At 61.3% G+C, this 24,028-nt stretch carries 19 protein-coding genes; 11 read left to right on the top strand and 8 right to left on the bottom strand.

Features of this window, described 5'->3' with window-relative positions; genetic code table 11:
- Positions 1-39: 39 nt before the first annotated feature.
- On the bottom strand, positions 40-1,248 hold the full coding sequence (locus N008_RS09255; protein WP_044015489.1) for a homogentisate 1,2-dioxygenase: 1,209 nt from the start codon (positions 1,246-1,248) through the stop codon (positions 40-42).
- A 746-nt stretch (positions 1,249-1,994) separates the two neighbouring features.
- On the opposite strand from N008_RS09255, the gene N008_RS09250 reads away from it, so the two are divergent.
- A complete protein-coding gene (locus N008_RS09250; RefSeq protein ID WP_156109155.1) occupies positions 1,995-2,204 on the top strand; it encodes a hypothetical protein in 210 nt (69 codons plus the stop codon).
- 168 nt (positions 2,205-2,372) lie between these two features.
- Positions 2,373-3,371 carry a transglutaminase-like domain-containing protein gene (locus N008_RS09245; RefSeq protein WP_044015486.1) on the top strand — a complete coding sequence of 333 codons (999 nt, stop codon included), beginning with the start codon at positions 2,373-2,375 and terminating at the stop codon, positions 3,369-3,371.
- 299 nt (positions 3,372-3,670) lie between these two features.
- On the opposite strand, the gene N008_RS09240 is transcribed toward N008_RS09245, so the two are convergent.
- Positions 3,671-5,326: a S41 family peptidase gene (locus N008_RS09240; protein ID WP_231569806.1), complete on the bottom strand. Its 1,656-nt coding sequence runs from the start codon at positions 5,324-5,326 to the stop codon at positions 3,671-3,673.
- 430 nt (positions 5,327-5,756) lie between these two features.
- On the opposite strand from N008_RS09240, the gene ruvX reads away from it, so the two are divergent.
- Together ruvX and def are read left to right on the top strand one after the other, a co-directional pair.
- Complete coding sequence (gene ruvX / locus N008_RS09235) at positions 5,757-6,167, top strand: Holliday junction resolvase RuvX (protein WP_044015484.1); 411 nt, start codon at positions 5,757-5,759, stop codon at positions 6,165-6,167.
- Positions 6,164-6,763, top strand: a complete 600-nt coding sequence (gene def, locus N008_RS09230; RefSeq protein WP_044015482.1) for a peptide deformylase — start codon at positions 6,164-6,166, stop codon at positions 6,761-6,763. Before ruvX ends, def begins: the two co-directional genes overlap by 4 nt.
- 102 nt (positions 6,764-6,865) lie before the next feature.
- Here the strand turns inward: def and N008_RS09225 are convergent, their stop codons facing one another.
- Positions 6,866-7,954: a DUF5694 domain-containing protein gene (locus N008_RS09225; RefSeq protein WP_044015480.1), complete on the bottom strand. Its 1,089-nt coding sequence runs from the start codon at positions 7,952-7,954 to the stop codon at positions 6,866-6,868.
- Between the two features lie 209 nt (positions 7,955-8,163).
- Between N008_RS09225 and N008_RS09220 the strand changes: the two genes are divergently transcribed.
- From N008_RS09220 to N008_RS09190, 7 genes are all read left to right on the top strand, one after another.
- On the top strand, positions 8,164-9,180 hold the full coding sequence (locus tag N008_RS09220; protein WP_052381366.1) for a sensor histidine kinase: 1,017 nt from the start codon (positions 8,164-8,166) through the stop codon (positions 9,178-9,180).
- A gap of 103 nt (positions 9,181-9,283) precedes the next feature.
- Positions 9,284-10,027 (top strand): LytR/AlgR family response regulator transcription factor, encoded by a 744-nt coding sequence (locus N008_RS09215; RefSeq protein WP_044015478.1) that lies wholly within the window; start codon positions 9,284-9,286, stop codon positions 10,025-10,027.
- Positions 10,028-10,105: 78 nt separating this feature from the next.
- Positions 10,106-11,077 (top strand): zinc dependent phospholipase C family protein, encoded by a 972-nt coding sequence (locus N008_RS09210; protein WP_044015475.1) that lies wholly within the window; start codon positions 10,106-10,108, stop codon positions 11,075-11,077.
- Positions 11,078-11,132: 55 nt separating this feature from the next.
- Entirely contained in the window at positions 11,133-11,504 is a 372-nt protein-coding gene (locus tag N008_RS09205) for a DMT family protein (RefSeq protein WP_044015473.1), read from the top strand.
- A gap of 81 nt (positions 11,505-11,585) precedes the next feature.
- Positions 11,586-11,906, top strand: coding sequence for a CD225/dispanin family protein (locus tag N008_RS09200; protein WP_197062979.1), 321 nt, complete (start codon positions 11,586-11,588; stop codon positions 11,904-11,906).
- A gap of 7 nt (positions 11,907-11,913) precedes the next feature.
- Positions 11,914-12,327 carry a DUF2752 domain-containing protein gene (locus N008_RS09195; RefSeq protein ID WP_156109153.1) on the top strand — a complete coding sequence of 138 codons (414 nt, stop codon included), beginning with the start codon at positions 11,914-11,916 and terminating at the stop codon, positions 12,325-12,327.
- 356 nt (positions 12,328-12,683) lie between these two features.
- Positions 12,684-14,975: a patatin-like phospholipase family protein gene (locus N008_RS09190; RefSeq protein WP_052381365.1), complete on the top strand. Its 2,292-nt coding sequence runs from the start codon at positions 12,684-12,686 to the stop codon at positions 14,973-14,975.
- A gap of 100 nt (positions 14,976-15,075) precedes the next feature.
- Here the strand turns inward: N008_RS09190 and N008_RS09185 are convergent, their stop codons facing one another.
- The 5 genes from N008_RS09185 to N008_RS09165 all read right to left on the bottom strand — a co-directional run bounded on the left by N008_RS09185 (position 15,076) and on the right by N008_RS09165 (position 24,026).
- The gene (locus tag N008_RS09185) at positions 15,076-15,816 is read right to left on the bottom strand and encodes an alpha/beta fold hydrolase (protein WP_052381364.1); all 741 of its coding nucleotides are present in this window, start codon (positions 15,814-15,816) and stop codon (positions 15,076-15,078) included.
- 225 nt (positions 15,817-16,041) lie between these two features.
- Positions 16,042-18,324, bottom strand: coding sequence for a T9SS type A sorting domain-containing protein (locus tag N008_RS09180; protein ID WP_044015467.1), 2,283 nt, complete (start codon positions 18,322-18,324; stop codon positions 16,042-16,044).
- Between the two features lie 491 nt (positions 18,325-18,815).
- Positions 18,816-20,429 carry a T9SS type A sorting domain-containing protein gene (locus N008_RS22670; RefSeq protein ID WP_197062978.1) on the bottom strand — a complete coding sequence of 538 codons (1,614 nt, stop codon included), beginning with the start codon at positions 20,427-20,429 and terminating at the stop codon, positions 18,816-18,818.
- 954 nt (positions 20,430-21,383) lie between these two features.
- Entirely contained in the window at positions 21,384-22,307 is a 924-nt protein-coding gene (locus N008_RS09170) for a bestrophin family protein (RefSeq protein WP_044015463.1), read from the bottom strand.
- A gap of 267 nt (positions 22,308-22,574) precedes the next feature.
- Entirely contained in the window at positions 22,575-24,026 is a 1,452-nt protein-coding gene (locus N008_RS09165; protein WP_081910701.1) for a M16 family metallopeptidase, read from the bottom strand.
- Between the last annotated feature and the right edge of the window lie 2 nt (positions 24,027-24,028).

Genomic DNA, 24,028 nt, shown 5'->3' with positions numbered 1-24,028 from the left:
CAGCGAAGCTAAATTCGTCTAATCCGCCAGAATCCGTGCTTAGTCCATCATGTCGGCCGCTTTGGGCGGGTCGGGCACGAAGCCGGGCTGCCAGCTCATGGGGTAGCGCGGGTCTACGTAGGGCAGGGCGGCCTCGGTGAGGTAGAGCGGGCGGAAGGTGTCCACCATTACGGCCAGCTCGTGGGTTTCCTTTTTGCCGAGGCTGGCTTCCACGGTGCCGGGGTGCGGCCCGTGCGGAATGCCGCTGGGGTGCCACGTAAACGAGGCCAGGTCCACGCCCTTGCGCGACATGAAGTTGCCGGCCACGTAGTACAGCACCTCGTCGGAATCGACGTTGGAGTGGTTGTAGGGCGCCGGAATGCTCAGCGGGTGGTAGTCAAACAGCCGCGGCACAAAGGAGCATATGACGAAGTTGTTAGCCTCGAAATGCTGGTGCACCGGCGGCGGCTGGTGCAGGCGGCCCGTAATCGGCTCGAAATCGTGGATGCTGGTGGCGTAGGGGTAGAAGTAGCCGTCCCAGCCCACCACGTCGAACGGCGAGTGGCCGTAGGTGAGGTGGTGCAGCTGGCCTTCCTTCTTAATCTTGACCAGGTACTCGCCCGACTCCTGCACGTCGCCCTCAATCAGCTCACTCGGCGGCCGGATATCCCGCTCGCAGTAGGGCGAGTGTTCCAGCAGCTGCCCGAAGTGGTTGCGGTAGCGGCGGCACGTTTCCACGGGGCTGAACGACTCGATGATGAGCAGACGCACCGGCCCGTCCTCGAAGTGCAGCTGGTGGATGATGGTGCGCGGAATAACGAGGTAGTCGCCGGGCTCGAAGGCCACCTTGCCCATCTGGCTCCACAGCTCGCCGCGGCCTTCGTGCACGAAAATCACCTCGTCGGCCAGCGCGTTTTTGTAGTAGTACTGCATCCGCTTTTCGGTGGGGTTGCAGATGCTCATGGTCACATCGGCGTTGCCGAGCAGGGTCTGGCGGGCCTGCAGGTAGTCGCCGCCGGTGCTCACCTGGCCGAGGGTGCGCAGGTGGCTGGGCTCCAGCGGCCGGTCTTTCAGCAGCTTGGGGCTGTAGGGCTCGGGCGTGCCTACCTTCTGGATTTCGGTGGGCGGATGCTGGTGGTAGAGCAGCGACGAAACGCCGTGGAAGCCCAGCGTGCCCACCAGCTGCTCGGCGTAGAGCGTGCCGTCGGGCTGGCGGAACTGGGTGTGGCGCTTGCGCGGAATCTGGCCGAGGCGGTGGTAGTAAGCCATGGCGAAACGGACGTTGGGTGGGTGGGAAGTATGGGGAGGTGAAGGTAAGAAGGTTTGGCGGCACGCCCGGTACCCCGAAGAACGGCTCCGGCCAGGCGTTGTAGTGCCTTCAGCCTTTCCCACTATCTTCCCGCAGGTTTATGCTTGCCTATTCTATGTCTGATTCTGTGATTCCGCTACACGGCTTGCCCGCCGGCCCTTATGTGGTAGACGCACACACTCTCGACGCTCGTCACACTCTTCGATTATCTGTTCAATGAAACGTTACATCTGCCTCTTATGGGGGGCTTGCCTGATGGCAGCCACTGGTTACCAGTTGTTCCAAGCCCCGTCCTGAGCCGAAAGCAGTGCCCTTACCCGCCGAGTTGAAGGCATATACCCGCTTTTCTGCCGGCACTTACTGGATTTATCAGGATTCCGCGTCGCGTCAGCTTGATAGTATCTGGGTCGTGTCAATGCGGGATTCTGTCATTAGAATTAGTGACCAGGAGAGGTTAGTGTTTAAGTTCGAAGCATTCACTATGCGTACTCGGTCCAACCGAGGTGGCCCAGATAGAGTAACCACAGTTGATAGAAATTGTGGTCTTCCAAATCGTGACGACGGCAACTTAACAGACAATTTTCCTTGCTGGACCATCAGACGCGGGCTCTCCCTGCCCAACAGCACGGCCGATGAAGGCGACACAGACGTGTTTCCCTACCGCCTGGATTGGACGCGCCCCCTAAACCCCAGCACGCTGTCCGTGATGACGCCACTCCTGCACCCCGGCCCCTACCCGGTGGGCAGCGCCACCTACCGCGACGTGGTGGAGGTGCGCGTGGCCCAGGACGCCTCGGAATACGGCTGGAAAAGCCACTACTACTGGGCCCCAAACGTGGGCATCGTGCGCCACCGTCGCTGGCTGGGCTACGACGTCAGCACCTGGACGCTCGTGCGTAGCCGTATCGTGCAGTAGCGCGGGTTGCTGTTGCAGCTAACAGCCGCCGGTTCTTGCAAAAGGGCCGGCGGTTTTGTTTGCCGTACCCATGTAGCAGCTCGTCAAGGCGCCGGCTGCCGAAACGGAATGGTTTACCTTTGTGTTAGCACTATCCCGGCGGCCGTTGCTGCTGTTTTTCTGTTCGTTATGCGCTCTGTTTTCCTCCGCTGCCTGCTGCCCGCTGGCGTCGCTTTGCTGGCGGCCGGCCCCACATCGGCGCCCCGCACCCGCACCTTCACCTTCGAGTACACGGCCACCGTGCCCGCCCTGCCCGCCACCGCCGACTCGCTGGAGCTGTGGCTGCCCGTGCCCCACCCCGACGCCTCGCAGGAGCTGCGCAACCTGAAAATCAGCACCACTGCGCCCTACACGCTCACCAAGGCGCCGTTCGGCAATACCATGCTGCACCTGAAAGTGCCCGCCGCCCAGGCCGCCGGCCTCACGGTGGCCATGCGCTTCGAAGCCACCCGGCGCGAGCACCAGAACCCCTACCTGGCCAGCGCCGCGCCCAAGAAACTACGCGCCGCCGATGCCGCCGACCCCAACATGGCCCGCTGGCTGCAGCCCGACCGCCTCGTGCCCCTCGACGACAAAATCAAGTTCTGGGCCCTGGAAGTGGTGGCCAAAGCCGGCGCCAAAACCGACCTCGAAAAAGCCCGCGCCATCTACGAGCACGTGGTCAGCACCGTCACCTACGACAAGTCCGGGCAGGGCTGGGGCCGCGGCGACATCTACTACGCCTGCGACGCCCGCCGCGGCAACTGCACCGACTTCCACGCCGTGTTCATCGGCTACTGCCGGGCCGTAGGCATTCCGGCGCGCTTCAGCATCGGGTTTCCGCTGCCCGCCGAGCGGGGCACCGGCGAAATCAAGGGCTACCACTGCTGGGCCGAGTTCTACACCGCCCAGACCGGCTGGGTGCCCGTCGATGCGTCCGAAGCCGCCAAAGACCCCAGCCGCCGCGCCTACTTCTTCGGCGCCCACGACGAAAACCGCGTGGAGTTCAGCCGCGGCCGCGACCTGGCCCTCACGCCCCGCCAGCAAAGCCAGCCGCTCAACTACTTCATCTACCCCTACGCCGAGCTGGGCGGCAAGCCCTTCGAGGGCGTGAAGCGCGAGTTCCGGTATCAGGATGTAGCGAAGTAGAAGGGTCTTTCTAGAGTACAAAAGACCGTCATGCAGAGGCGCAGCCGAAGCATCTCGCGTGCTGATGTTACCAAATCGTTGAACAGCAACCGCTCCGTAGCCCAGGGTTTAAACCTTGGGCTAATGAAGCAACCTCACAGCACGCGAGATGCTTCGGCTGCGCCTCTGCATGACGTTTCGGTTTTACTCAGATTCCTCCTTCGTCGGAATGGCAGTTCTTCCCCACCCCCAAAATCAAAACGGCCGGAGTCCCCACCCCGGCCGCTTCGCAGTATAGATTTCCCCTAATTGTAATGCACTTATTTCATGGACAGCTTTTGCATGGGATTGGCGGAACCGTTGGCCATGGCCTGCACCGCCTGTTTCAGCTCGGCGTCCTGCTCGCGCAGGGTGGCGTAGTAAGCGGGCTTGCCGTAGGCACTACGAGCAATATACGCTTTTAGTTGATTACGAAGCAGTTCGGCGCAGCGCTTCAGGTGAATGGGGTTGGCTGGCATACCGTCTTTGGCCGCCACTTCGGCCAGCTCCTGCAGCTGCGCGTCGCTGATGCGGAAGGTGGCCAGGTACTGCTCGGGGCGCAACGCCTCCAGCTCCGCCTTGTGGCTTTGGAAGTAGTTGAGCGCAAACTCGCGCACCAGATTGTGGCTCTGCAGGCGGGTGTAGTAGGCCGAAAACGCCGTGGTGTCGCGCGGCACAAACAGGTCGGGCATGATGCCGCCGCCGCCGTACACGGTGCGGCCGTGCACCGTTTTGTAGCGCAGCGAGTCGGCGAAATGGATGCTGTCGGCGTGGAACAGCTCGCCGTGGCGCAGGCGGTTCTGCAGGTCCTGCTCGTAGGCGGCCAGCCCGTGGCTGTACGATTTCTGGATGCTGCGGCCTGAGGGCGTGTAGTAGCGCGCAATGGTCAGGCGCAGCTCCGAGCCGTCGTTGAGGGCAATGGGCTGCTGCACCAGGCCTTTGCCGAAGGTGCGGCGGCCTACCACCAGCGCCCGGTCGTGGTCCTGCAAAGCGCCGGCCACCACCTCGGCGGCCGAGGCCGAGCCTTCGTCCACGAGCACCACCAGCGGACCTTCCTCGAACTCGCCCAGCACCCGCGAGTAGGTCTGGGTGTCGTACTGGTCGCCTTTACCGTCGGTGTACACGATTTTGCGGGTGCCGCCGATAAACTCGTCGGCCAGCTTGGTGGCGCGGTCGAGGTAGCCGCCGGGGTTGCCGCGCAAGTCCAGCACGAGGCCGGTCATGCCCTGGCGGCGCAGGTCGCCGAGGGCCTGCTTGAACTCGTCGTAGGTGCCGCTGGCGAAGCGGCTGATTTTGATGTAGCCGGTGGTGGCGTCGAGCAGGTAGGCCACGTCCACCGAGTTGTTGGGGATGCGGTTACGCACCAGCGCCACGTTGATGGGCTTGGCCACCGTGTGGCGGCGCAGCTGCAGCACCACCTTGGAGCCGCGCGGGCCGCGCAGCTTCTGAAACATCTGTTCGGTGCTGATGTGCACGCCCGACACCCGCTCGCCGTTCACGGCCAGGATACGGTCGCCGGCCTGCAGGCCCGACTGCTCGGCGGGGCCGCCGCTGAGCGGGGCCACCACCGTTACGGTATCGTGGAAAATATTGAACTCCACCCCGACGCCGTCGAAATCACTCTGCAGAAACGCCGAGGCGGCCTGCTGCTGCTTGGCCGGGATGAACACCGAATGCGGGTCGAGCCGCTCCAGCATGCGCGCAATGGCGTAGTCGGACAGGGCCTCGGCGTCCACGGAGTCCACGTAGTCGCGGTCCACGTAGCTCAGGATTTCCTTGAATTTCAGGTAGCCACGCGCCGTGCCGTCGGGGTTTTGGTCGGAAGGCCGGAACGGATTGGCCCCGATCAGCACGCCGCACACCAGCGCCAGCGCCAACAGCCACGGCTGCCGCGCCCGCCGCCGCGCAAGGCGCGGCTCAGGCCCGGAAGAAAGCACTGGCTGAAGCGAAGGCTCGGCTGCCATAAGACACTGAGGGAGTAGAGGTTGGGGCTATAGAAAACGCTTCTGAGAATGGACAGGATTTCAAATCTATTGAAACTTTTCCAAGAAAATTACAGTGTACATACAGTGATATGAATTATCCGATAACAATGCAATTTCATCTTTGTATAGCTCAAAATATTGCCATTTCAGGCCGAATTCAGTGCAAATCCTTTTGCCTTGCGGCAGCAGGCAATCAAAGGTATGTTTATGATTATATGGGGATTAAATCTTTCGCTGAACCTTACGAATTCCCGGACAGACCGGATTGTCGGGCCGTTGGATTGTGCGCGGCACCGGCACACGGTTCCGGCCCCCTGTCGTATCTTTGCGGCGGCCGGCGGCGGGTGCTGCCAGGCCGCGTACTTTCTCCTTTGCTTCCGTGATGGGCCGTATTCTTGCCATCGATTATGGCCACAAGCGCGTGGGGCTGGCCGTCACGGACCCGCTCCAGCTGATTGCCACCCCCCTCGACACCATCCACAGCAAAGACCTGCTGGCCTACGTGAAGGCCTACCACCTGCGCGAGCCACTGGCGGCTTTGGTAGTGGGTATGCCGCGCACGCTGCTCAACGAGGCCACCGACAGCACCAGCGCCGTGGTGGGGCTGCTGCGCACGCTGCGCCGCGAGCTGCCCGAAGTGCCGGTGCACGAAATCGATGAGCGCTACACTTCGCGCATGGCCCAGGCCGCCATGCTGGCCGGCGGGCTGGGCAAGAAGGACCGCCGCGACAAAGCCACCGTGGACAAGGTGGCGGCCACCCTCATTCTGCAATCTTTCCTTGAATCAAGATGATTTACCCCATAGTTGCGTTCGGCGACCCGGTGCTGAAAGCCCGCGCCAAAGACATTCCGGCCGATTTTCCGGCCGCTGACCTCCAGCAGATCGTGCAGGACATGTACGACACCATGTACCACGCCCACGGCGTGGGACTGGCCGCCCCGCAGGTGGGCAAAGGCATTCGGCTGTTCGTTATCGACTCGGAGCCGATGATGGACGAGGATGAGGACGGCAACCCCATCATCGAGGAGCCCACGGCCGGGCCGGTGAAGCGCGCCTTCATCAACCCGCAGATGGTGAGCGAAACCGGCGAGGAATGGGGCTTCGAGGAAGGCTGCCTGAGCATTCCGGGCGTGCGCGAAATGGTGTACCGCCATGAAACCATTGTGATTCGCTACGAGGACGAGCAGCGCCAGGTGCACGAGGAAACCTTCTCGGGCATGACGGCCCGCGTGATTCAGCACGAGTACGACCACCTGGAAGGCGTGCTGTTCACCGACAAGATTTCGGGCTTCAAGAAGCAGCTCATCAAGGGCAAGCTGGCGCGCATCAGCAAAGGCGACGTGAATGCCGACTACCGCATGCGTTTCGCGGGCCAGGGCCGGCGGTAGGCAGTAGCCGTTTACCTGCAGAAAAGGCCCACGGCATTGCGCCGTGGGCCTTTTGCGTGTGCTGATGGCGCGTGTGTTCCGGGCAACGGCCTGGCGCTAGTGCTATGGCAGCTCGTTGAAGCTGACCACTTTCACGCCGGGCATGGCGCGGAGCAGCTCGGTCATCACCTGGCCGTGGGAGGCCCCGACGGCTACCACCACCCGGCGGGCGCCCTGCTGGCGGGCCAGGCGCACCACGTTGGCGCACATGCCCTGGTTGCGCAGCATCCATTGGGCTTTCATGGCTTTCACTTCTTCGGTGGGGAAGCCGGGCGCGCCGTACAGGGCCACGCCGCCGTAGAAGTTGGCCGGCTCGTCTACCTGGGCATAGGCGGGGACGTTGAGGGACTGGTAGACGGCCAACGGCTCGTTGGTGGTGGGGCCGTAGTTGGCGTAGGTGGTGCCGGCGGCGTTCATGCGGCGCCAGGTGGTGGCTTCGGCCGAGGTGGAATCAAGCTTGAAGCGGGCTTCCAGGGCTGCTACCCGCTCCGCAGCCTGCCCCCAGGCCGTGCTCCAGGCTACATCGTAGAGCTGGCAGTCCATGGGATATATCTGGGGGTGCTGCAGCTCGTAGGCCAGAGGAAAGAAGATCTTGTGGTACTCGCTGGTGGTCCGCACGAGGCGGCGCTGCCGCAGCGAATCGGAGCCGCCGAATACGGTGTTGAAGTAGGCCAGCTCCTGCGCGCCGAAACGGGGCTTCATTTCCTGGTGAAGCAGGTAGAGCTGGTACTCAGCATTGGCGCGGTCGGAGCCAAGCACGTAGCTGCGGGCCAGGTCCATGCGGGTTTTGTGGTAGTAGGGGAAGCCGGCCAGCGCCTGCCGGGCTTTTTCCGTCTGGCGTGCCGTGAGGGGCCGGGCCTGGGGGCTGCGCTGCTGCACAAACTGCTGGCGGGGCCGGAACATGCGGGAGGCGTAGTTGTCGGCGGGCAGCTGCTGCAGCTCCGTGGCCGAGATGTACTCACCGAAAATCATGTCGGGCTTGTAGGCTTTCAGCTTCTCGATGACGGGCCGGTAGCTGGCCGCGGGGCCGGTGTTGACGTGCGAGGAAGCCACCATCACCACTTCGAGCGGCGCGGCAGATTGGGCACGGGCGGCCAGGGGAAGTACCAGCAGCAGGCAGAACAGCAGGTGGCGGAGCAGGGAAAGCAGCATAACGAAAGAGGAAAGTAGGTGAGGTGGCTGAACTGAGTCAAAGGTGCAGGCCCCGCCGGCCGGCCGAAACTTTATTATATCAACCACCCAAAACCAGCTGTCAACTCCCCATCTGCCCGCCCGGAACCCGGCCGCCCGGTTCACAGGCCAAACCGGCGGGTTCACATAATAAACTGCGCCCGCCGGGCAGCTCCTGCTACTTTTAGGGCATGACGAAACGCCAACTCATCGGGCTGCATGTGCTGGGCTGGGGGCTGTGGGCCGGCTACATCGGCCTGGGCCTCTACCTCGACCACGCGAAACGCTCGTTTGCCATCCTCACCTACACCCTGCTGCTGGTGAAGTGCGTGCAGTTCTACCTGGGCTACCTGTGGGTGTTTCCGCGCTACCTGCGGCGCGGCCGGCTGCCGCAGCTGCTGCTGGGTGTGGCCGGCATGATGGGCGCCTTCATTGTGCTGCGCTACTTGCTGGAAGAAGTGCTGCTGCCCGCCACCGTAGGCATCAGCAACTACTCGCCCGATACGCCGCTCAGCAGCTACGCCCTCGATAATCTGTACTGGGGCACCTCATATATGGTGCTGAGCGCGGCCGTGTGGGGGCTGGAAAACTCGTTTCGGCGGGAGCGGGAGCACCAGCAGCTGCAGCGCGAGAAAACCCAGGCCGAGCTGGCCTTCCTCAAAACCCAGATCAACCCGCACTTCCTCTACAACACGCTTAACTACCTCTACGCCGAAGCCTACCTGGTATCGGAGCCGCTGGCCGATGCGGTGCTGCGTCTCTCCGACCTGATGCGCTACATGCTCACGGAAAGCCCCGACGGCACGGCCAGCCTGCAGCACGAGGTAACCTACCTGCACAACTACCTGGCGCTGCACCGGCTGCGGTTCGAGGACCGGTTTTTTGTGGAAATGGACGTGCAGGGCCCGCTCGACGGGCAGCGCATTGCGGCGCTGCTGCTGATTCCGTTCGTGGAAAACGCCCTCAAGCACGGCGTCACGAGCCGGCCCGAGTGCCCGGTACGCATCAGTCTGCGCCTGCCCACGCCCCGGCAGCTGCAGTTTGAGGTCTGCAACCACATCAACCAGCACCAGAAGGACCACACGACGGGCATCGGGCTGGCCAATATCCGGCGGCGGCTGGAGCTGCTCTACCCCGGCCGCCACCGCCTGCAGGTGCACTCCGACGGCACCACGCACCGCACGCTGCTGGAGCTGGAGTTGGGGTGAAGCCCTGACGGCGGTGCCCGCAGAGGGTGCAGAGGAAGGAGTGGAGGGCGCAGAGTTGTTCTGGCGGCTATATTGCGGCGTCCACTTCCTGCTGCCCGCCGCTATGCTCCGCTGTATTGCCGTTGATGACGAAGCCTACGCCAGCCGGCTGCTGGCCGCCTACATCCAGAAAATTCCGGGGCTGGAGCTGGCCGGCACCACCACCAATCCCATTGAGGCGCTGCAGTGGGTGCAGGAAGGCCGCGCCGACCTCGTGTTTCTCGACATTCAGATGCCCGAGCTGACGGGCCTGCAGTTTCTGAAGCTCTGCGGCAACCGGTGCAAAGTCATCCTCACCACCGCCTACCCCGAGTACGCCCTGGAAGGCTACGAGCACGACGTGGTAGACTACCTGCTCAAGCCCATTGCCTTCGACCGGTTTCTGCGGGCCGTGCAGAAGGCCCAGGCCCTGCTGCCCCCCACCCCGCCCGTTGCGCCCCCGCCGCTGCCCGCGGCTGCGGCACCAGCGGCTTCGGTTCCGGCGGCCAATGGTTACCTGTTCGTGAAGGGCGAAAGCAAGAACAAGTTCCTGCGGGTCAGCCACGCCGATATTCTCTACGCCGAGGCCTTGGGCAACTACGTGACGCTCTTCGTGGCGGGCCAGCGCCTCATCACCTACCAGACGCTGAAGGAGCTGGCCGCGCAGCTGCCGCAGCCCCCGTTTCTGCGGGTGCACAAGTCGTTTCTGGTGTCCGTAGACAAAATCAGCATGATAGACGGCAACACGGTCTACATCGGCGAGCAGGCCATTCCGGTGGGCGAAACCTACCGCGACAGTCTGTACCGGCTGGTGCGGGAGCGAGAGTAGCGCCGGCTGATACGGCCCACAGTTGCCGCACTCAGGAACTCCGTGTATCTTCCTCGCCACCTCTGACTTCTGCTGCTTATGCCCCGTCTTCTACTGCTGCTTGGTTTTCTGCTGCTACTGCCCCAGCGGCCGCAGGCGTGGGGGTTTTTCGGGCACCGGCTGCTCAACCGGCTGGCCGTGTTTACGCTGCCGCCCGAGATGATGGGGTTCTACAAAACCAACATCGAGTACCTGACCACCAACGCCACCCGGCCTGACTCGCGGCGCTCGGTGGTGCCCGGCGAGGCCGCCCGCCACTTCCTCGACGTGGACGTGTATGGCGACTCGGCCCTTACCCGCCTGCCCCGCTCCTACGCCGACGCCGTGGCCAAGTACGGCGAGGACTCGCTGATGCGGCACGGCATTGTGCCCTGGCAGGTGGTGCGCATGAAGGGCCAGCTCACCGAGGCCTTCCGCCAGCGCGACGCCGACCGGATTCTGAGCCTCTCGGCCGACATGGGCCACTACATTGCCGATGCCTGCGTGCCGCTGCACACCACCCACAACTACAACGGCCTGCTCACGGGGCAGCGCGGCATTCACGGGCTGTGGGAATCCCGGCTGCCTGAAATCCTGGCCGCCAACTACGACTTCTTCACCGGCCCGGCTCCGTACCTGGAGCGGCCCTCCGAAACCATCTGGACGGCCGTGGCCCGCTCCAACGCCGCCGTCGACTCGGTGCTCAGCTTTGAGCGCGACCTGACCGCCAAGATGCCCGACGACAAGAAGTACGGCTTCGAGGAGCGCGGCAACGCCGGGGCCGTGCGCGTGTACTCGCGCGAGTTCAGCCGCGAGTATCACCAGCGCCTCGCCGGCCAGGTGGAGCGCCAGATGCGCCTGGCCCAGCGCCTGATCGGGGCGTTCTGGTACACCTGCTGGGTGGATGCCGGCCAGCCCGACCTCGACGCCCTGCCCAAACAGCCCTCCGAGAAAGAGCAGTTGCGCCTGGCCCGCGAGGCTAAAGACCTGCAGCAGGCGCCCCAGGCCGCCGTGCCGGGCCACGAGGACTAAGCCGCCAGCGCAGCCATTTCTGTCGTATGCAGGCTTTTCGTTCTAGCTCTGCCCCATGAAAGCGCTGTCCACCGTCGTGTTGCTCACCATCTCCAACCTGTTCATGACCTTCGCCTGGTACGGGCACCTGCAGTTCAAGAAGATAACTTGGCTGCAGGGCCTGGGGCTGGTGGGCGTGATTCTGGTGAGCTGGGGGCTGGCCTTTTTCGAGTACGTGTTTCAGGTACCGGCCAACCGCCTCGGGTTCGAGGAAAACGGCGGGCCGTTCAACCTGTTTCAGCTGAAAGTGCTGCAGGAAGTTATTTCGCTGTCGGTGTTCACGCTGTGCGCCGTGTACGTGTTCAAGACCGATAAGCTGGGCTGGAACCACCTTGTTGGGTTCGGGCTGCTGATTGCGGCCGTGTACGTCATCTTTAAGAAATGGTGAGTTGCGGCATAAGGAGTTGGGGATTGGAACGGGAATCTTTAGCTTTCCGCCATCTATCACTCTACTCCCTTTTCTTCCTACATGGAACAATCCTACGCTTCGCCTTCGGGCATGTCGCCACTGCCTCCCGGCCCACCCCCGAAAAACTGGCTCGTTGAGTCGATTCTGGTGACGATTTTCTGCTGCCTGCCCTTCGGCATCGTGGCCATCATCAATGCCGCCAACGTGAATTCGCGCCTGGCCCTCGGCGACTACAACGGCGCGCTCGACGCCTCGCAGAAAGCCGGCAAATGGGTGAAGTACTCGCTGATCGGCTGGGCCGTATTTGCCGTGCTGTATGTGGTGTTTGTGGTGGTGATGGGTGTAGGCGCCGGCATGCTGGGTGCCCTCGACAACCAATAGTCGCGCTTTGCCCACTACTATTGCTAAGCGGAGGGCCGCTGGCGCCGTGGTCCTGCTGGCAGGGCTGGCGCTGGCGGCCCTCTACTTTCGCCTGAACCCGGCGCACTACCCGTTTCCGCGCTGCCCCGTGAACTGGCTGACGGGCCTGCACTGCCCCGGCTGCGGCACCCAGCGCGCTTTGCATGCCCTGCTGCATGGTCGGCTGGCCGAGGCCGTAGGCTTTAATCTGCTGGCGGCCACGCTGGCGCCGCTGGTAGCGCTGGGGCTGCTGCACGAAGCCCGTCTGCAGCTCAGCGGACAGCCCCGCCGCCGCACGCTGCTTTACCGGCCGTGGCTGGCCTGGAGCATCGTGGGCCTGACGGTGGTGTTCACGGTGCTACGCAACCTGCCCGGCCCGGTGGGCACCTGGCTGGCTCCCTGAGCGAGTTGCTTTGTCTGCCCATACCCTTAGAAATCCTACGCCGGTAGTGGCCAAGGCGCCGCTGCTGCGAGTGTGGCATTGGTGGCGAGTCCGGCTTGACTGGCTTGGGACACAACCATTCGGATACAAGCCTCAACTAGCAGATAGTCAGCATATTTTATTTGCCTAACTACCCCGCCCGCCTACTCAATACTATACATTTCTTATTTTCTATTCATCAGCTTTGTGCGTAACTCCGCTGTAGCAGCAACCTGCCATTCCGCTTTGCGTAGGAAACGCGCCGCCCCGGCGTGGGCCTCACTCTTTTTTATATGCGTAAAACCTACCGTTTTCTACATTTTTTACTGCTCTGCCTATTGGCAGGCACCACTGCCCAGGCCCAGAAAGTAGGCCTCGTACTGTCAGGAGGCGGGGCCAAGGGCCTCGCGCACGTAGGCGTGCTAAAGGTGCTGGAGAAGAACCGCATCCCCATCGACTACATTGTGGGCACGAGCATGGGCGCCATTGTGGGCGCTATGTATGCCGCGGGCTACTCACCGGCTGAAATCGAGGAAATAGTGCTCAAGCCCGAGTTTCAGAACTGGGTATCGGGCCAGCCGCTGGAAGGGAAAGTGTACAACTACTACGACGGCGACTACAACCCCGCTGCGCTGCACCTGCGCCTGGCCATCGATTCGACGCTGAAGGCCCGCGTGACGCCTAAGCTTGTAGACGACGTGACGCTTAACTACGTGCTGGCCACCATGCTGGCTCCGGCCGGCGCCATTTCCGACTACGATTTCAACAAGCTGATGGTGCCTTACCGCAGCGTGGCCTCCGAGGTGTTTACCCGAGAGCGGGTGGTGCAGCGCAGCGGCTCCCTGTCCGATGCCGTGCGCAACTCCATGGCCTTTCCGCTGGCCTTCCGCCCCATCCGGCAGCAGGACGGCCGCTACCTCTTCGACGGGGCTGTGGTTGACAACTTCCCGACCGGCGTCATGCGCGAGGAGTTCAAGCCCGACGTGATGATTGGGGTGAACGTGGGCGACGTAGCCTTCCGAAAGTATCCGAAGGAAAAGGACGATGCGCTGCTCACCAGCACGCTGCTGTTTCTGGGCTCCAACGTGGCCGATACGGCCTCTGTAGGCAAAAACGGCATCTTCATCCAGCCGAATCTGGAGGGCATCACCGCCGCCGACTTCAACAAAGTGAAGCAGCTGGTGAACCTGGGCCAGCAGGCTACCGAAAACAAGCTGGACCTGCTGCTAACCCGCATTGCGCGTCGCGAAGACACGCTGGCCCTGCAGCAGCGCCGCCGCGCTTTCCAGGAGCGCGCCCCCAAGCCCGATTTCAAACAAATCAGCGTGCAAGGCGTGCCGAAGCAGCAGCAAGAGTTTGTCCGGCGCTTCTTCCAGCGTACCGGCTCCACCTACTCGCCGGGTGATGTGGAGGAAGGCTACTACCGCCTCGTCAACAACGACTTCTTCAACAACGTGTACCCACGGGTGCGCTACGACAGCAAGCTGCAGGGCTATGAGCTGAACCTGGACGCCCGCCAGAACTCCAACCTTACCACCGACCTGGGCGTGCTGCTGTCGTCGCGGTCGATGAGTAACTTCTACCTGGGCGGGGCCTACCGCTACCTCAACCGCTACCTCTACACCATCAAGGCCAACGCCACCATCGGGCGCTTCTACAACGGCGCGCAAGGGTCGTTCCGGGTGAGCGTGCCGGGCCGGGCGCCGCTCTATTTCGAGCCTACCGTTACGTTCAACAACTTCAACTACCAGGATACAGGCGGCCTGCTGGGCAGCACTGCCCAGAACACCCAGCTGCAGCAGCGCGACCTGAAAACCTACCTGCAGATCGGCTACAGCCCCAACTACCGCAGCCGCTACATTCTGAGCGGCGGCGTCTTCACGAGCCGTGACCGGTTTGCCAATACCAACGAAATCAGCTCGGGTGCCGAACTCGACCAAAACCGCCTGGATGGCTTTACGGCGGCGCTACGCTTCGAGCGCAACTCCCTGAACCGCCGGCAATACGCCGTGAGTGGCCGCCGGGCCGAGTTTGCCTTCCGGGGCGTGCTGGCTGAAGAGGAATACACGCCGGGCTCTACGGCCAACGGCTTACCGGGCCGCACCAAAGACCACCAATGGGTGCAGGGCCGCGTGTACACCGAGCAGTATTTCACGTTCCATAAAGTCGATTCGGTGGGCCAGCGGGTGCATGCCTGGGGCTACACCCTGGATGCTGTGGCCACCACGCAGGGCAGCTTTGCCACCTACCGCTCGTCGCTGACGTCGGCGCCGGCTTTCCTGCCCCTGCCCGACTCCCGCACCCAGTTCCTGGACCGGTACCGCGGCACCGCTTATGCCGCCGTGGGCCTGAAATACATCAAGGCCATTGCGGGCTCGCTGGAGTGGCGTACTGAGGCCTACGTGCATACTCTGTTCCGGCCCTGGGAGCGGGAAAACGACAATCCGCTGCTGCCCCGGCGCGGCCCTACCATCAGCCGCCCCTATCTAACGGCCATGACCGGCCTGGTGTACCAGACGCCCGTTGGCCCTGCTTCCCTGCAGGTTATTCACTACGATGACCCTGACCACCAGTTTGGGGTGTTTGCCCACATTGGCTTCGTGCTGTTCCGCGACCGGGCTCTGGACTAGCAGAGTAGCCAAACAACGGATGTGACACAACAGAACGTCATTCTGCGCTCCGCGTGGAATGACGTTCTGTTTTTAGTGCCTACTATGCCGCGCTAGCCTATTAATGCAGCTTCTCGCCAAACGCCCGCAGCAGCGCCGCTACCTCTTCGGGCGATTCGTAGGGCAGCAGGTGGCCCGTCCCGGACACTATTTCCAGCGGCGTACCCTCGGGGAGCAGCGGCAGCGTTTCCAGCCCATGCACCGACGGCGACATGACGGCATCCTGGTCGCCGGCGATGATGGTGCAGGGCACGCGGACCTCACACATGCGGCCGGCCAGGTTTTCGCGGCTGCCGTGCAGCAGCCAGGCCTCCCAGGCAGCTTTGGAGGTACGGAGGTTGTCGTCGAGGATGAGTTGCTGGGCGGCGGCCGCCAGCGGCCGGGCGGTGATGTGGCGTAGTGTTTTCATGGCCTCCGTTCGTTTGCCCCAGGCCTGCAGGCTGGCTTTGCGGTCGGCGTCGGTCATGGGTTCGGGTGTGGGCGGTGAGGGGCTGAGCAGCGCCAGGCCCTGCAGCCCGGCCGGTTGTCGGGCGGCCAGAGCCAGGGCTATTTTGCCGCCCATGCTATGCCCCACCAGCACATAGCGCTGCAGGTGGTGCGCTCCTACAAACGCCGCCACCTCATCGGCATACGCGTCTACGGTATAGCCGCCGGCCGGGGACGGGGCCGCCCCGAAGCCTCCCAGGTCGGGGGCCAGTACGTCGTATTCGGGAGACAAATGCTCTGCAACTGCCTGGAAGGCGCGGCCGGAGCCCGCCCAGTAGTGCAGGTAGACGAAGGTGAGTGGAGTGGCTTTCGGCATACAAGGGTGCGGAAGAAACGGTGGGCAGCGGCAGCCGCTGCTTTTCCCCTGTGTATACTCCCGGATAGCTCCTGTGTTGTTTGGCCGCGGCATTTGCTGCTTCGCCAGGGCCACAGATCAAGTTGGGCTATACCTACAAAAAAATACCCGGCACCAACCGGGCCGGGTATCTTTTCAGCAGGAAGCTACCGTGCTACAACAGCGGCGGTAGCGCCTGATTGCGGGTTACTTGGTGAGCACCAACTGACGGATGGTGTACTCCGAGCCGGACTGCACACGCAGCACATACATGCCGGTAGCCAGACCCGACAGGTCGAGCTTGTTTTCGGCGTTGTCGCGGACAGCGGCGGTGTGCACTACCTGGCCGAGGGCGTTGGTAATCTGCACCTGCATGGCGCCTTTGGCTTTGGCGTCGCGGATGTCCAGCGTTACCTGGCCCTGGCTGGGGTTCGGGAACATGGAGATAGAGCGAGCCAGTGCCGGGCTGTTGGTGGACAGCACGCGCGAGCTGAAGCCCACCTCAATGCCGAGGCGCGTCTGGAGCGGCGTCGTGTTCACGTCTGCCCAGGCACCGGTAGGCGTGGTCTGGAAGAAGAAGGTACCCGAGCGAAGGGGGTTTTCCACCTGATAGCCGATGGCAACACCACCCGAAACTTCTTTCAGGCCAACGAAGAACGGTCCATTAACGGTCACCCCGGTTACAGGTACCGTCACAACACCAGCCGCCGTAGGACGGTTGAGGGTTGGCGAAGTGAAGACCACCGTGCCGGGCGTGCCCGTAGCGCTGGCATTCAGAATCACTACCTGGTAGGTAGAAGTGGTAGTAGCATTGGCTAGGAAGGTCAGTTTCACCTCACCAATGTTAGCCGACGAGTTGATGCTGTATTTCACGGCCAGTGTACCGCCGGCAGTGGTATTCGAAACGCTTACGCTGGCAGTAGCCGGCTGGCTGTCATTGAGGTAGGAGATGCTGTTAGCCGTTACGGCTTGGGCAAGAGTCTGCGTGTTGTTGGTGTTCAAGCCATCGGGCTGCAGGGTCACCGTCAGTGTGTTGGCACCGATAGTGGTTGGCGTATAGCCCGTGAACGTCACGATGGTTGAAGCGCCTACAGCAAGAGTTGGGATGATCTTGGCATCCGCGAAGGTAGTGGCACCGGCTACGTTCAGGGTTACGGGCACGTTAGTGAGGGCGGCAGCGCCGTTGTTGCGAATCACAGCCTGCACCACCTGGGGAGCAGATACGGGAGCCTTACCAACCGAGTAGATAGCCTGTACGGCGGCATCGTTAGCCGGAATCGAAACGGCGCAGATACCAAACTGACCGGTAGGCGTGGTACCGAAGCTCCACACGCGGGCGTAGATAGTAGAGCCAGGCGTCAGGCCGCTGGCCGTGGTAGTGGAGAAGAAGTTGGTAGGTGTGGCGTCGTCGCTGCAGGCTACTTCCGTGAGCGTGCCGCAGGCACCCGTGTACAGCACCAGGCCCGTATCGTTTACCGATGAGCCGGTAACGGCGCTGGTAGTTACCGTAACGGCACCGGAAGCCGGCACCACAATGCTATACCACACGTCGTTGCTAACCGGAGTACCGGCTACGAAGCAGCCCGTGCCCGTGGTAGAGCTAGGCGCCGGCACACCCGTGGAGGCCGTAGCACCCAGGTTGGTGGTAGTGGTAGGCGTGCAGCTAGTACCCACGGTCAGAGCCGTGGCCGTAGCACAGTTATCGTTGGCAGGTGCCACAAGAGAGGTGCTGAACGTGGTAGTGGCCACCGGCGAGGTGGTGCTACCGGCGCAGTTACCGGTAATGGTTACGGTGTACGTCGTGCCGGACGTCAGGCCCGTCAGGTTGATGGGCGAGGCCGTGGGCGCGGGCGTAACGGTAGTGGCCGTGCCGCCAGTGGGCGTGTAGGTTACAGTGTAGCTGGTGCTGCTGGCACCAGGCGTGAAGGCAATCTGGGCCGAGGTAGGCGTGATGTTGCTGACCGTAATGCCCGTAACGGGTGGGCAGGCCAGCGGCGTGAGGCCCGTGAGCTGGATGTTGGGCCGCAACAGGCTGAGAGTACCCGTAGTAGTGGGCGGGTTGGTATCCGTAGACCACGTCTGCGTGCGGTTGTTGCCGGTGCCGGTAGACGAGTAGCGGAAGGCTTTGCCGGTGCTGGTTTCGTTGCCGCCGCCGGTGGCATTGGTTTCCACGATTACCTCCAGGTTGGAGGTGCCATTGTAAGCAAATGGCGCCGTGAGCGGCACGCTTACCCAGGTATTCGCGGTGAACGATGCGGCCGGAATGGTGGCATCATACACCAGCGTAGCGCCGGTTTCCTCAGCTGCTACAGTGGTTGCCGCAGCAAAAGTGGCGTTGGCAACGGTTTTGAGGTAGATTTTGGTGGGCGCATCACCAGGAGTCGATACCGAGTTTACATAGAAGCCGATGCGCGTAAGGTTTCCGCTGGTCCCGATTTCAGCAGCCGTGTAGATCATGGCGCTACGCTCGTAGCCAAACCAGGTACCCATGGGCCGCCGGGAAGAACCGCCGTTGGGATTGCCGGCAGGCACTTCGATCTGCGCCCAAGCGGCGGGCGCCAATAAGAGGGCAGTAGCCAGCGCTACCAGCCGCGGCCGCAGCTTTCCGGAAAGCCAGCCTGTTGAGGAGTAATGAGTTGCTGTCATGCAGAAAATGGAAAAAAGGTGGATGAAAGAAAAAGACAGGAGAGTTCAGCCAGTAGGCCATTGGGCTTCAATGACGATTTAAGTTAATCTCTTTTCCTTCAGTATCAATTTTTTTCCATTATTATCATATAGAAAGATTCTGCCACGCTGCTGCCAGCGCCGGGCATACACGTCTCGCTGCTTCTCTCAGGCAAGACACTCATCTATAGTGGTATCTGGGTCTGGCCCGGCACTTGCTCCCGCCGGCCGCCCTTCCAAACGCAAAGAGCCGGCCTCCCATAGGAAGACCGGCTCTCATTATAGACTTACTATGTGCAGGCTTTTCAGCCGAGCGGTTAGCGCTTGATAATACGCTGGGTCTGCGGTTTGCCGGTAGGCGTTACCACGCGCAGCATGTACGTGCCATTCGGCACACCCGACAGGTCCCGCAGTTCCAGGTCGTTGGTGCCGCTGGTCAGCTCAGCGCTGCGCTCCAGCACTACCCGGCCCGTCAGGTCCAGGAGCTGCAGCTGGCCTTTGCCTGCTGCCTCCGACTGCACTGTCAGGCGTACTTCGTTCTGGAAGGGGTTGGGGTAGGCTTCCATACGGGCGTCGGCGGTAGCCGAGCCGGAGAAGCTCAGCACTTTCGGGCCGTAGAAGTTCTCTTTGCCATCCACGTCAATCTGGCGCAGGCGGTAGTAGCGCACGCCGCCTTTATTGGCTTCGGTATCGAGGTAGCGGTAGCGCAACAGGCGGTTGCTGTTAGCATCCTGGCTCGGAATGAAAGCCAGCGTGCGGAACGTGCGGCCGTCAGTTGACACCTGTACTTCGTAGCCGCGGTTGTTTTGCTCGCTCACCGTTTCCCAGGTGATTTCAGCGTTGGTGCCGATACGTTTGGCAGCAAAAGCCGTGAGCGTAACCGGCAGCGGCTCCGTAGCCTCGCTCAACGTGAACGTGGCGAAGGACGTGATATTGCTCTTCGTCAGCTCATTGGTGGTGGTGTTGATATTATCGCGGCCCAGCTGGCCGAACACGTCACCTGACGAAGTGGATACAAACAGCGCTAGGTTGTTTTCGTCCACCGTCTGAGCATTGGGCGCCAGGTTGGTGGTTTCGTTGTCGAGGTAGCGGAACACCATGTTGGCACGCAACCCACCGTTGTTGGTTTGCTGGTCAGCCGGACGAACACCGAAGATGCGGCGGATGCTGGGGTTTCTGTTTGCCCCGTTGTTAATGGTAGCGTAATTCTCGCCCGTATTGCGGGTTATCGTCACTACACCAGGGTTGTTGCTGCCGGTGAAGGTCAACGTCATCCCGATGTTGCTGAAGTCCTGAGCTACGCCCAGCGTAACACCTTGCGAGGTCTTGACAAAGCCCCGCAGATACGAGGTTTCGGTTTCGCCAAGCAGGCGGGCTGCCGGTACCGTAGCAGCGCCCGTACCGGACGAGTTAGCCAGCTCTACAAAAGAAGTATTTACGCTGGAGATGTCAGTAGCAAGTATACCATTGATGAAACGCAAGGTTCCACCAGGCTGCACTGCGAAGTTGGAGACTAGGGTCTTCACCCCGCCGCCATCAATTTCCACGTTCACTAAACCCGATGACGAACCACTAATAGACTGCGTGGTACCGGTGAAGCTGATGGTAGTGTTTTCGCGCTGAATGAAGCTATCCTGTAGGTTACTGAAATCCCGGTATACTTCCAGGCGACCAACTACCAAGCGTGTAATGGAGCGTTGCGCCTGACTGGTGCCACGCATAATCAGGTCACGAGTTTGAGCGGGTCCGGAGGTTGAATTGTTGTAGCCGGGTACTGTCGTGATGACAGTAGAAAAAGTACCATCTGGGTTCTGGATACTGGTTGGCACCTGCGTATCCGGTTTGATAGAGTTGCTGTAGATGTTGGGGTACGATACCGTCGAGCCGGAACCAAAATCAGGAATCGTGGCGTCGGTCGTGGCTGTAGGCACGCCTTGGGTCCAGTTAGCGGCGTCAAACCAGTTATCGTTCTTGCCTCCGGTCCAGGTCGTAGACGTTGGGGGCTCAGTAGGACGAACACCAACTACGGTGAATATGGCTTGATACGTTACGCCAGGAGGGTCTTGTAAAGTAAATGCTCGCCCGTTAGGACGGGTTGTGGTAGGGGTAGGATTGAAACCATTCGCCACAAAATACACGTCAATGGCATAAGTACCAGGAGCTAGCAATGCATTAGCCCCTGTTCCAGTGAGCAGATTCTGATTAGCAGCATCGGCGAAAAAGGTCTTATTGCCACCGTTGGTGCTCACCAGCGGAAGCTGCACTTGCTTCACACCACTGGACACATTGTTCGAAAGATCGGTAACCTCATAGAACAGTGCTGCCCCGCGAATATCATCTGGGCTAGATTGGGTAGTGAACAGACCACCACCGTTCAGAATCAGCACTGTATTAAAATCCGCTACGTTGAACGTACCTAGATTTTGGCCATCAAAATCAGATGCCGTAGTGTTACTCTGTCCATCAAAGGTCTCGTTACCGACACCGTTGCCACGGTCTATGATAATTGAAGAACCAGTGATGCTGCTATTCGCTTGAGCCTGTGCCGTGCGGGCAGAGCCGAGGCTTATAAACAGGGCCAGCAGCGGCAGTAACCCCTGCCAGGCACGGCCAAACAGCCGGAAATTGTGTGTAATAGTTTGAGGTTTCATTCTAAAAAAGGGAGGAATTTTGAGACAATCGAACCATTCCGTGTCGAATTGAGACAGGGTTCGAGCGGCGTATACGGAGTTTCTGAAATAAGGCCGACGTTTTGTATAAAAAAATAATACCCCTGTAAAATATCCATAAAAAGGCCCTGTTTATGCGTTTATCTTGGCGCAACAGGGCCTTCTGTGCTATGCGGTAGTACAATAAATTATTCCTAACATTCTTTTCTCTCCGCTCTAATGGACGACGCTGTAGGGTGGCGCCGCCAAAGCTTTCTTAAAATGGGGCAGCTCTACGCCCAGCACGTCGTGCACACTTACCCGGATTTTGTTGGCGAGCTGGGTAATGGGCAGGTCGTTGCTGTCGGTGCCAAAAGGCTGTTCTATTTCCTCGCCTATCATCTCCAGCCCCAGCATCACATAGGCTCCCACCATGGTAATCGGAATCATCAGGTAGCCGCAGGTGTCCACCAGCACAATGGGCATAATGCCGATGAAGAGGGTTATAAACATTTTAATGAAGAAGCTGTACGAAAACGGGATGGGCGTCGTCTTGATCCGCTCACAGGAGCCGTTCACTTCCATCATGCCCAGCAGGTGCGGCTTGATGGTCATCAGATGAACGGGGTCGATGATCTGGGCCTGCCGGAGCTGCTCGATACTTTCCTGCAGTACGGCCACCAGGCAGGTCGTTACGCTCTCCGCTGACCGTAGCCGGTCCATAATATCGGGCGTGGCTTCGAGCTGCTCAAACTGCACGCCGCTGCGCAAAGCGCCTTTTAGGGCCAGGGGGAAGTTGGAAATCAGGGCGGCGTAGTAGAGCCGGCTGCGGATGGCGTGGCGCGGCAGAATGGCATTCAGCTCCATAGCCAGCCCGCGGCAATGCGACACCAGCTGCCCCCACAGCCGCCGTCCTTCGTAGTAACGGTCGTAGGCGGTGTTGGTGCGGAACACCAGCAGCAGGCTGAGCATAATCCCCAGAAACGAGAAGTACTCGCGCCCGATCTGAATGCTCAGGAAATGGTACTTAAGCACGACCAGCGCAATAATCAAATTATAAACACCAACCAATGCCACCCGGCGTAGCAGCAGCATAATGACATTAGACGTATGAAAATGCCACAGGGCTTTCCACCAGTCGCCGGTTTTGTATACAATCATGAGGAAAGGGGATTTTAGAAATCCAACGGAGCACCTACGGGAGCGTGTCGTAATGGTTTGTCATTGGCTACAACAGCAGGCACTATATCAGCAGGCAGCCAACGCAACAGTATGACGTTGAGCTGGCAAACGCGCATAGCCACCGGCCTACATCAATTGCGCAAATTAGCACTTTACCGGCCGGTCGCACAGGTTGTGGCCAGATCCGGGCACAAGAAAGCCGCGCCGGAGTCCGGCGCGGCTTTCGTACTTTGAGTAACAAGATTTCTATAGTGGCTTTTTGCGGGAGGCCTGAAACTTCTTGATCTGCGGATCAATGATTTTCCGGTCGCCAACTACCACCACGGTCATGGCTTCGGGGCGCACGTATTTGCGGGCCGTTTCGCTGACCTGCTGGGGCGTCACGGCGTTGATGTTCTTCACCTGCTCGGTCAGGTAGGAGTCGGGCAGGCCGTGCAGGTCGAGGGTGTTGAGCTGGCCGATGATACCGGCCGGCGTGGAGTTACGCAGCACAAACAGGCCCGACTCATAGTTCTGGATGCCTTTCAGCTCCTCGGCCGTGGGTGGCGTTTTCTGCAGCCGCTCAATCTCATACATGATTTCCTTGAGCGAGTTGCCGGTCTCCTGGGTAGTCACGTCGGCGTTCTGGCTCCAGTTGCCGGTGCGGTAGTGGGTTTCGAGGTAGCTGTAGGGCGAGTAGGTGTAGCCTTTGTCTTCGCGGATGTTGCGCGTGATGCGCGAGCCGAACGAGCCGCCCAGTAGCGAGTTCATCACCCGCACGCGTGTGTAGTCGGGGTGCGAGGGGTCCACAACGGGTAGGCCGATGACGATGGTGGACTGCGGCGCGCCCGGCCGGTCCAGGGTCGTGACGTCGGGGCGGGTCTGGGACTTGGCGACTTCGATGCTCGGAGCCGGGCCCTGCGGCATAGGCGTCCAGGCGCGGGTAATGGCCTCGCGCACAGCCCCGTTGTCGAACTTACCGGCCACGTACACGCTGGTGCGCTGGGCGCCATACTGGGCCTGGTAGAAGGCTTTCACCTGCGCCATCGTCAGGGCGTCTATTTCGGCATCGGTGGGAATGGCGCGGCCGTAGGGGTGGCTGCCGTAGAGGGCCTGGCTGAACTTTTGGCGGGCCTGGGTGCCGGGCTGAGCGCGGGCCAGATTCATCTGGCGCTTGAAATCGGCCTTGATGCGGGGCAACTCGTTCTCGGGCAGGGCGGGGCGCTGCACCACGTCGGCCAGCAGCGCCGCCAGTTCGGGCGCGAATTCGCTTAGACACGAGGCGTAAATCAAGGTCTGGTCCTGGCCCACCGAAATGTTGAGCCAGCCGCCCATTCGGGCCACTTTGTCGGCGAACTGGGTGCCGGGCAGCGTGGTGGTGCCTTCGCTCATCAGCTTGCCCAGCAGGTCAGCAATGCCCACCTGTGTGGCGGCTTCGTGCACATTGCCGGCTTGAATGGCCACCAGCATGGTGGTTTTGGGCACCTGCCCGTAGGGCACTAGCTTAGCTTTGAGGCCGTTGGGCAGCGTGAATTCTTCCTTGGCCGGCAGCGCAAAGTCGCGGGGTGTGCCACCGGCGGGCGGGGTTTCGCGGGGTGCGGCCGGAGCGGCAGCCGCTGCCGGGGCGGGCTTGGGTTTCGGCTTGGTTTGGGCCAGCGCGGCCGGGGCGGCGGCAGTAGCTAGGGCCACGCAGAGCAGCCCGAAGTGAAGTGGTTTCATGG

It is taken from the genome of Hymenobacter sp. APR13, assembly GCF_000737515.1.
Classification (GTDB): Bacteria; Bacteroidota; Bacteroidia; order Cytophagales; family Hymenobacteraceae; genus Hymenobacter.
The sequence above is the reverse complement of the archived record's forward strand: the minus strand, read 5'-3'. Positions and strand labels throughout refer to the sequence as shown.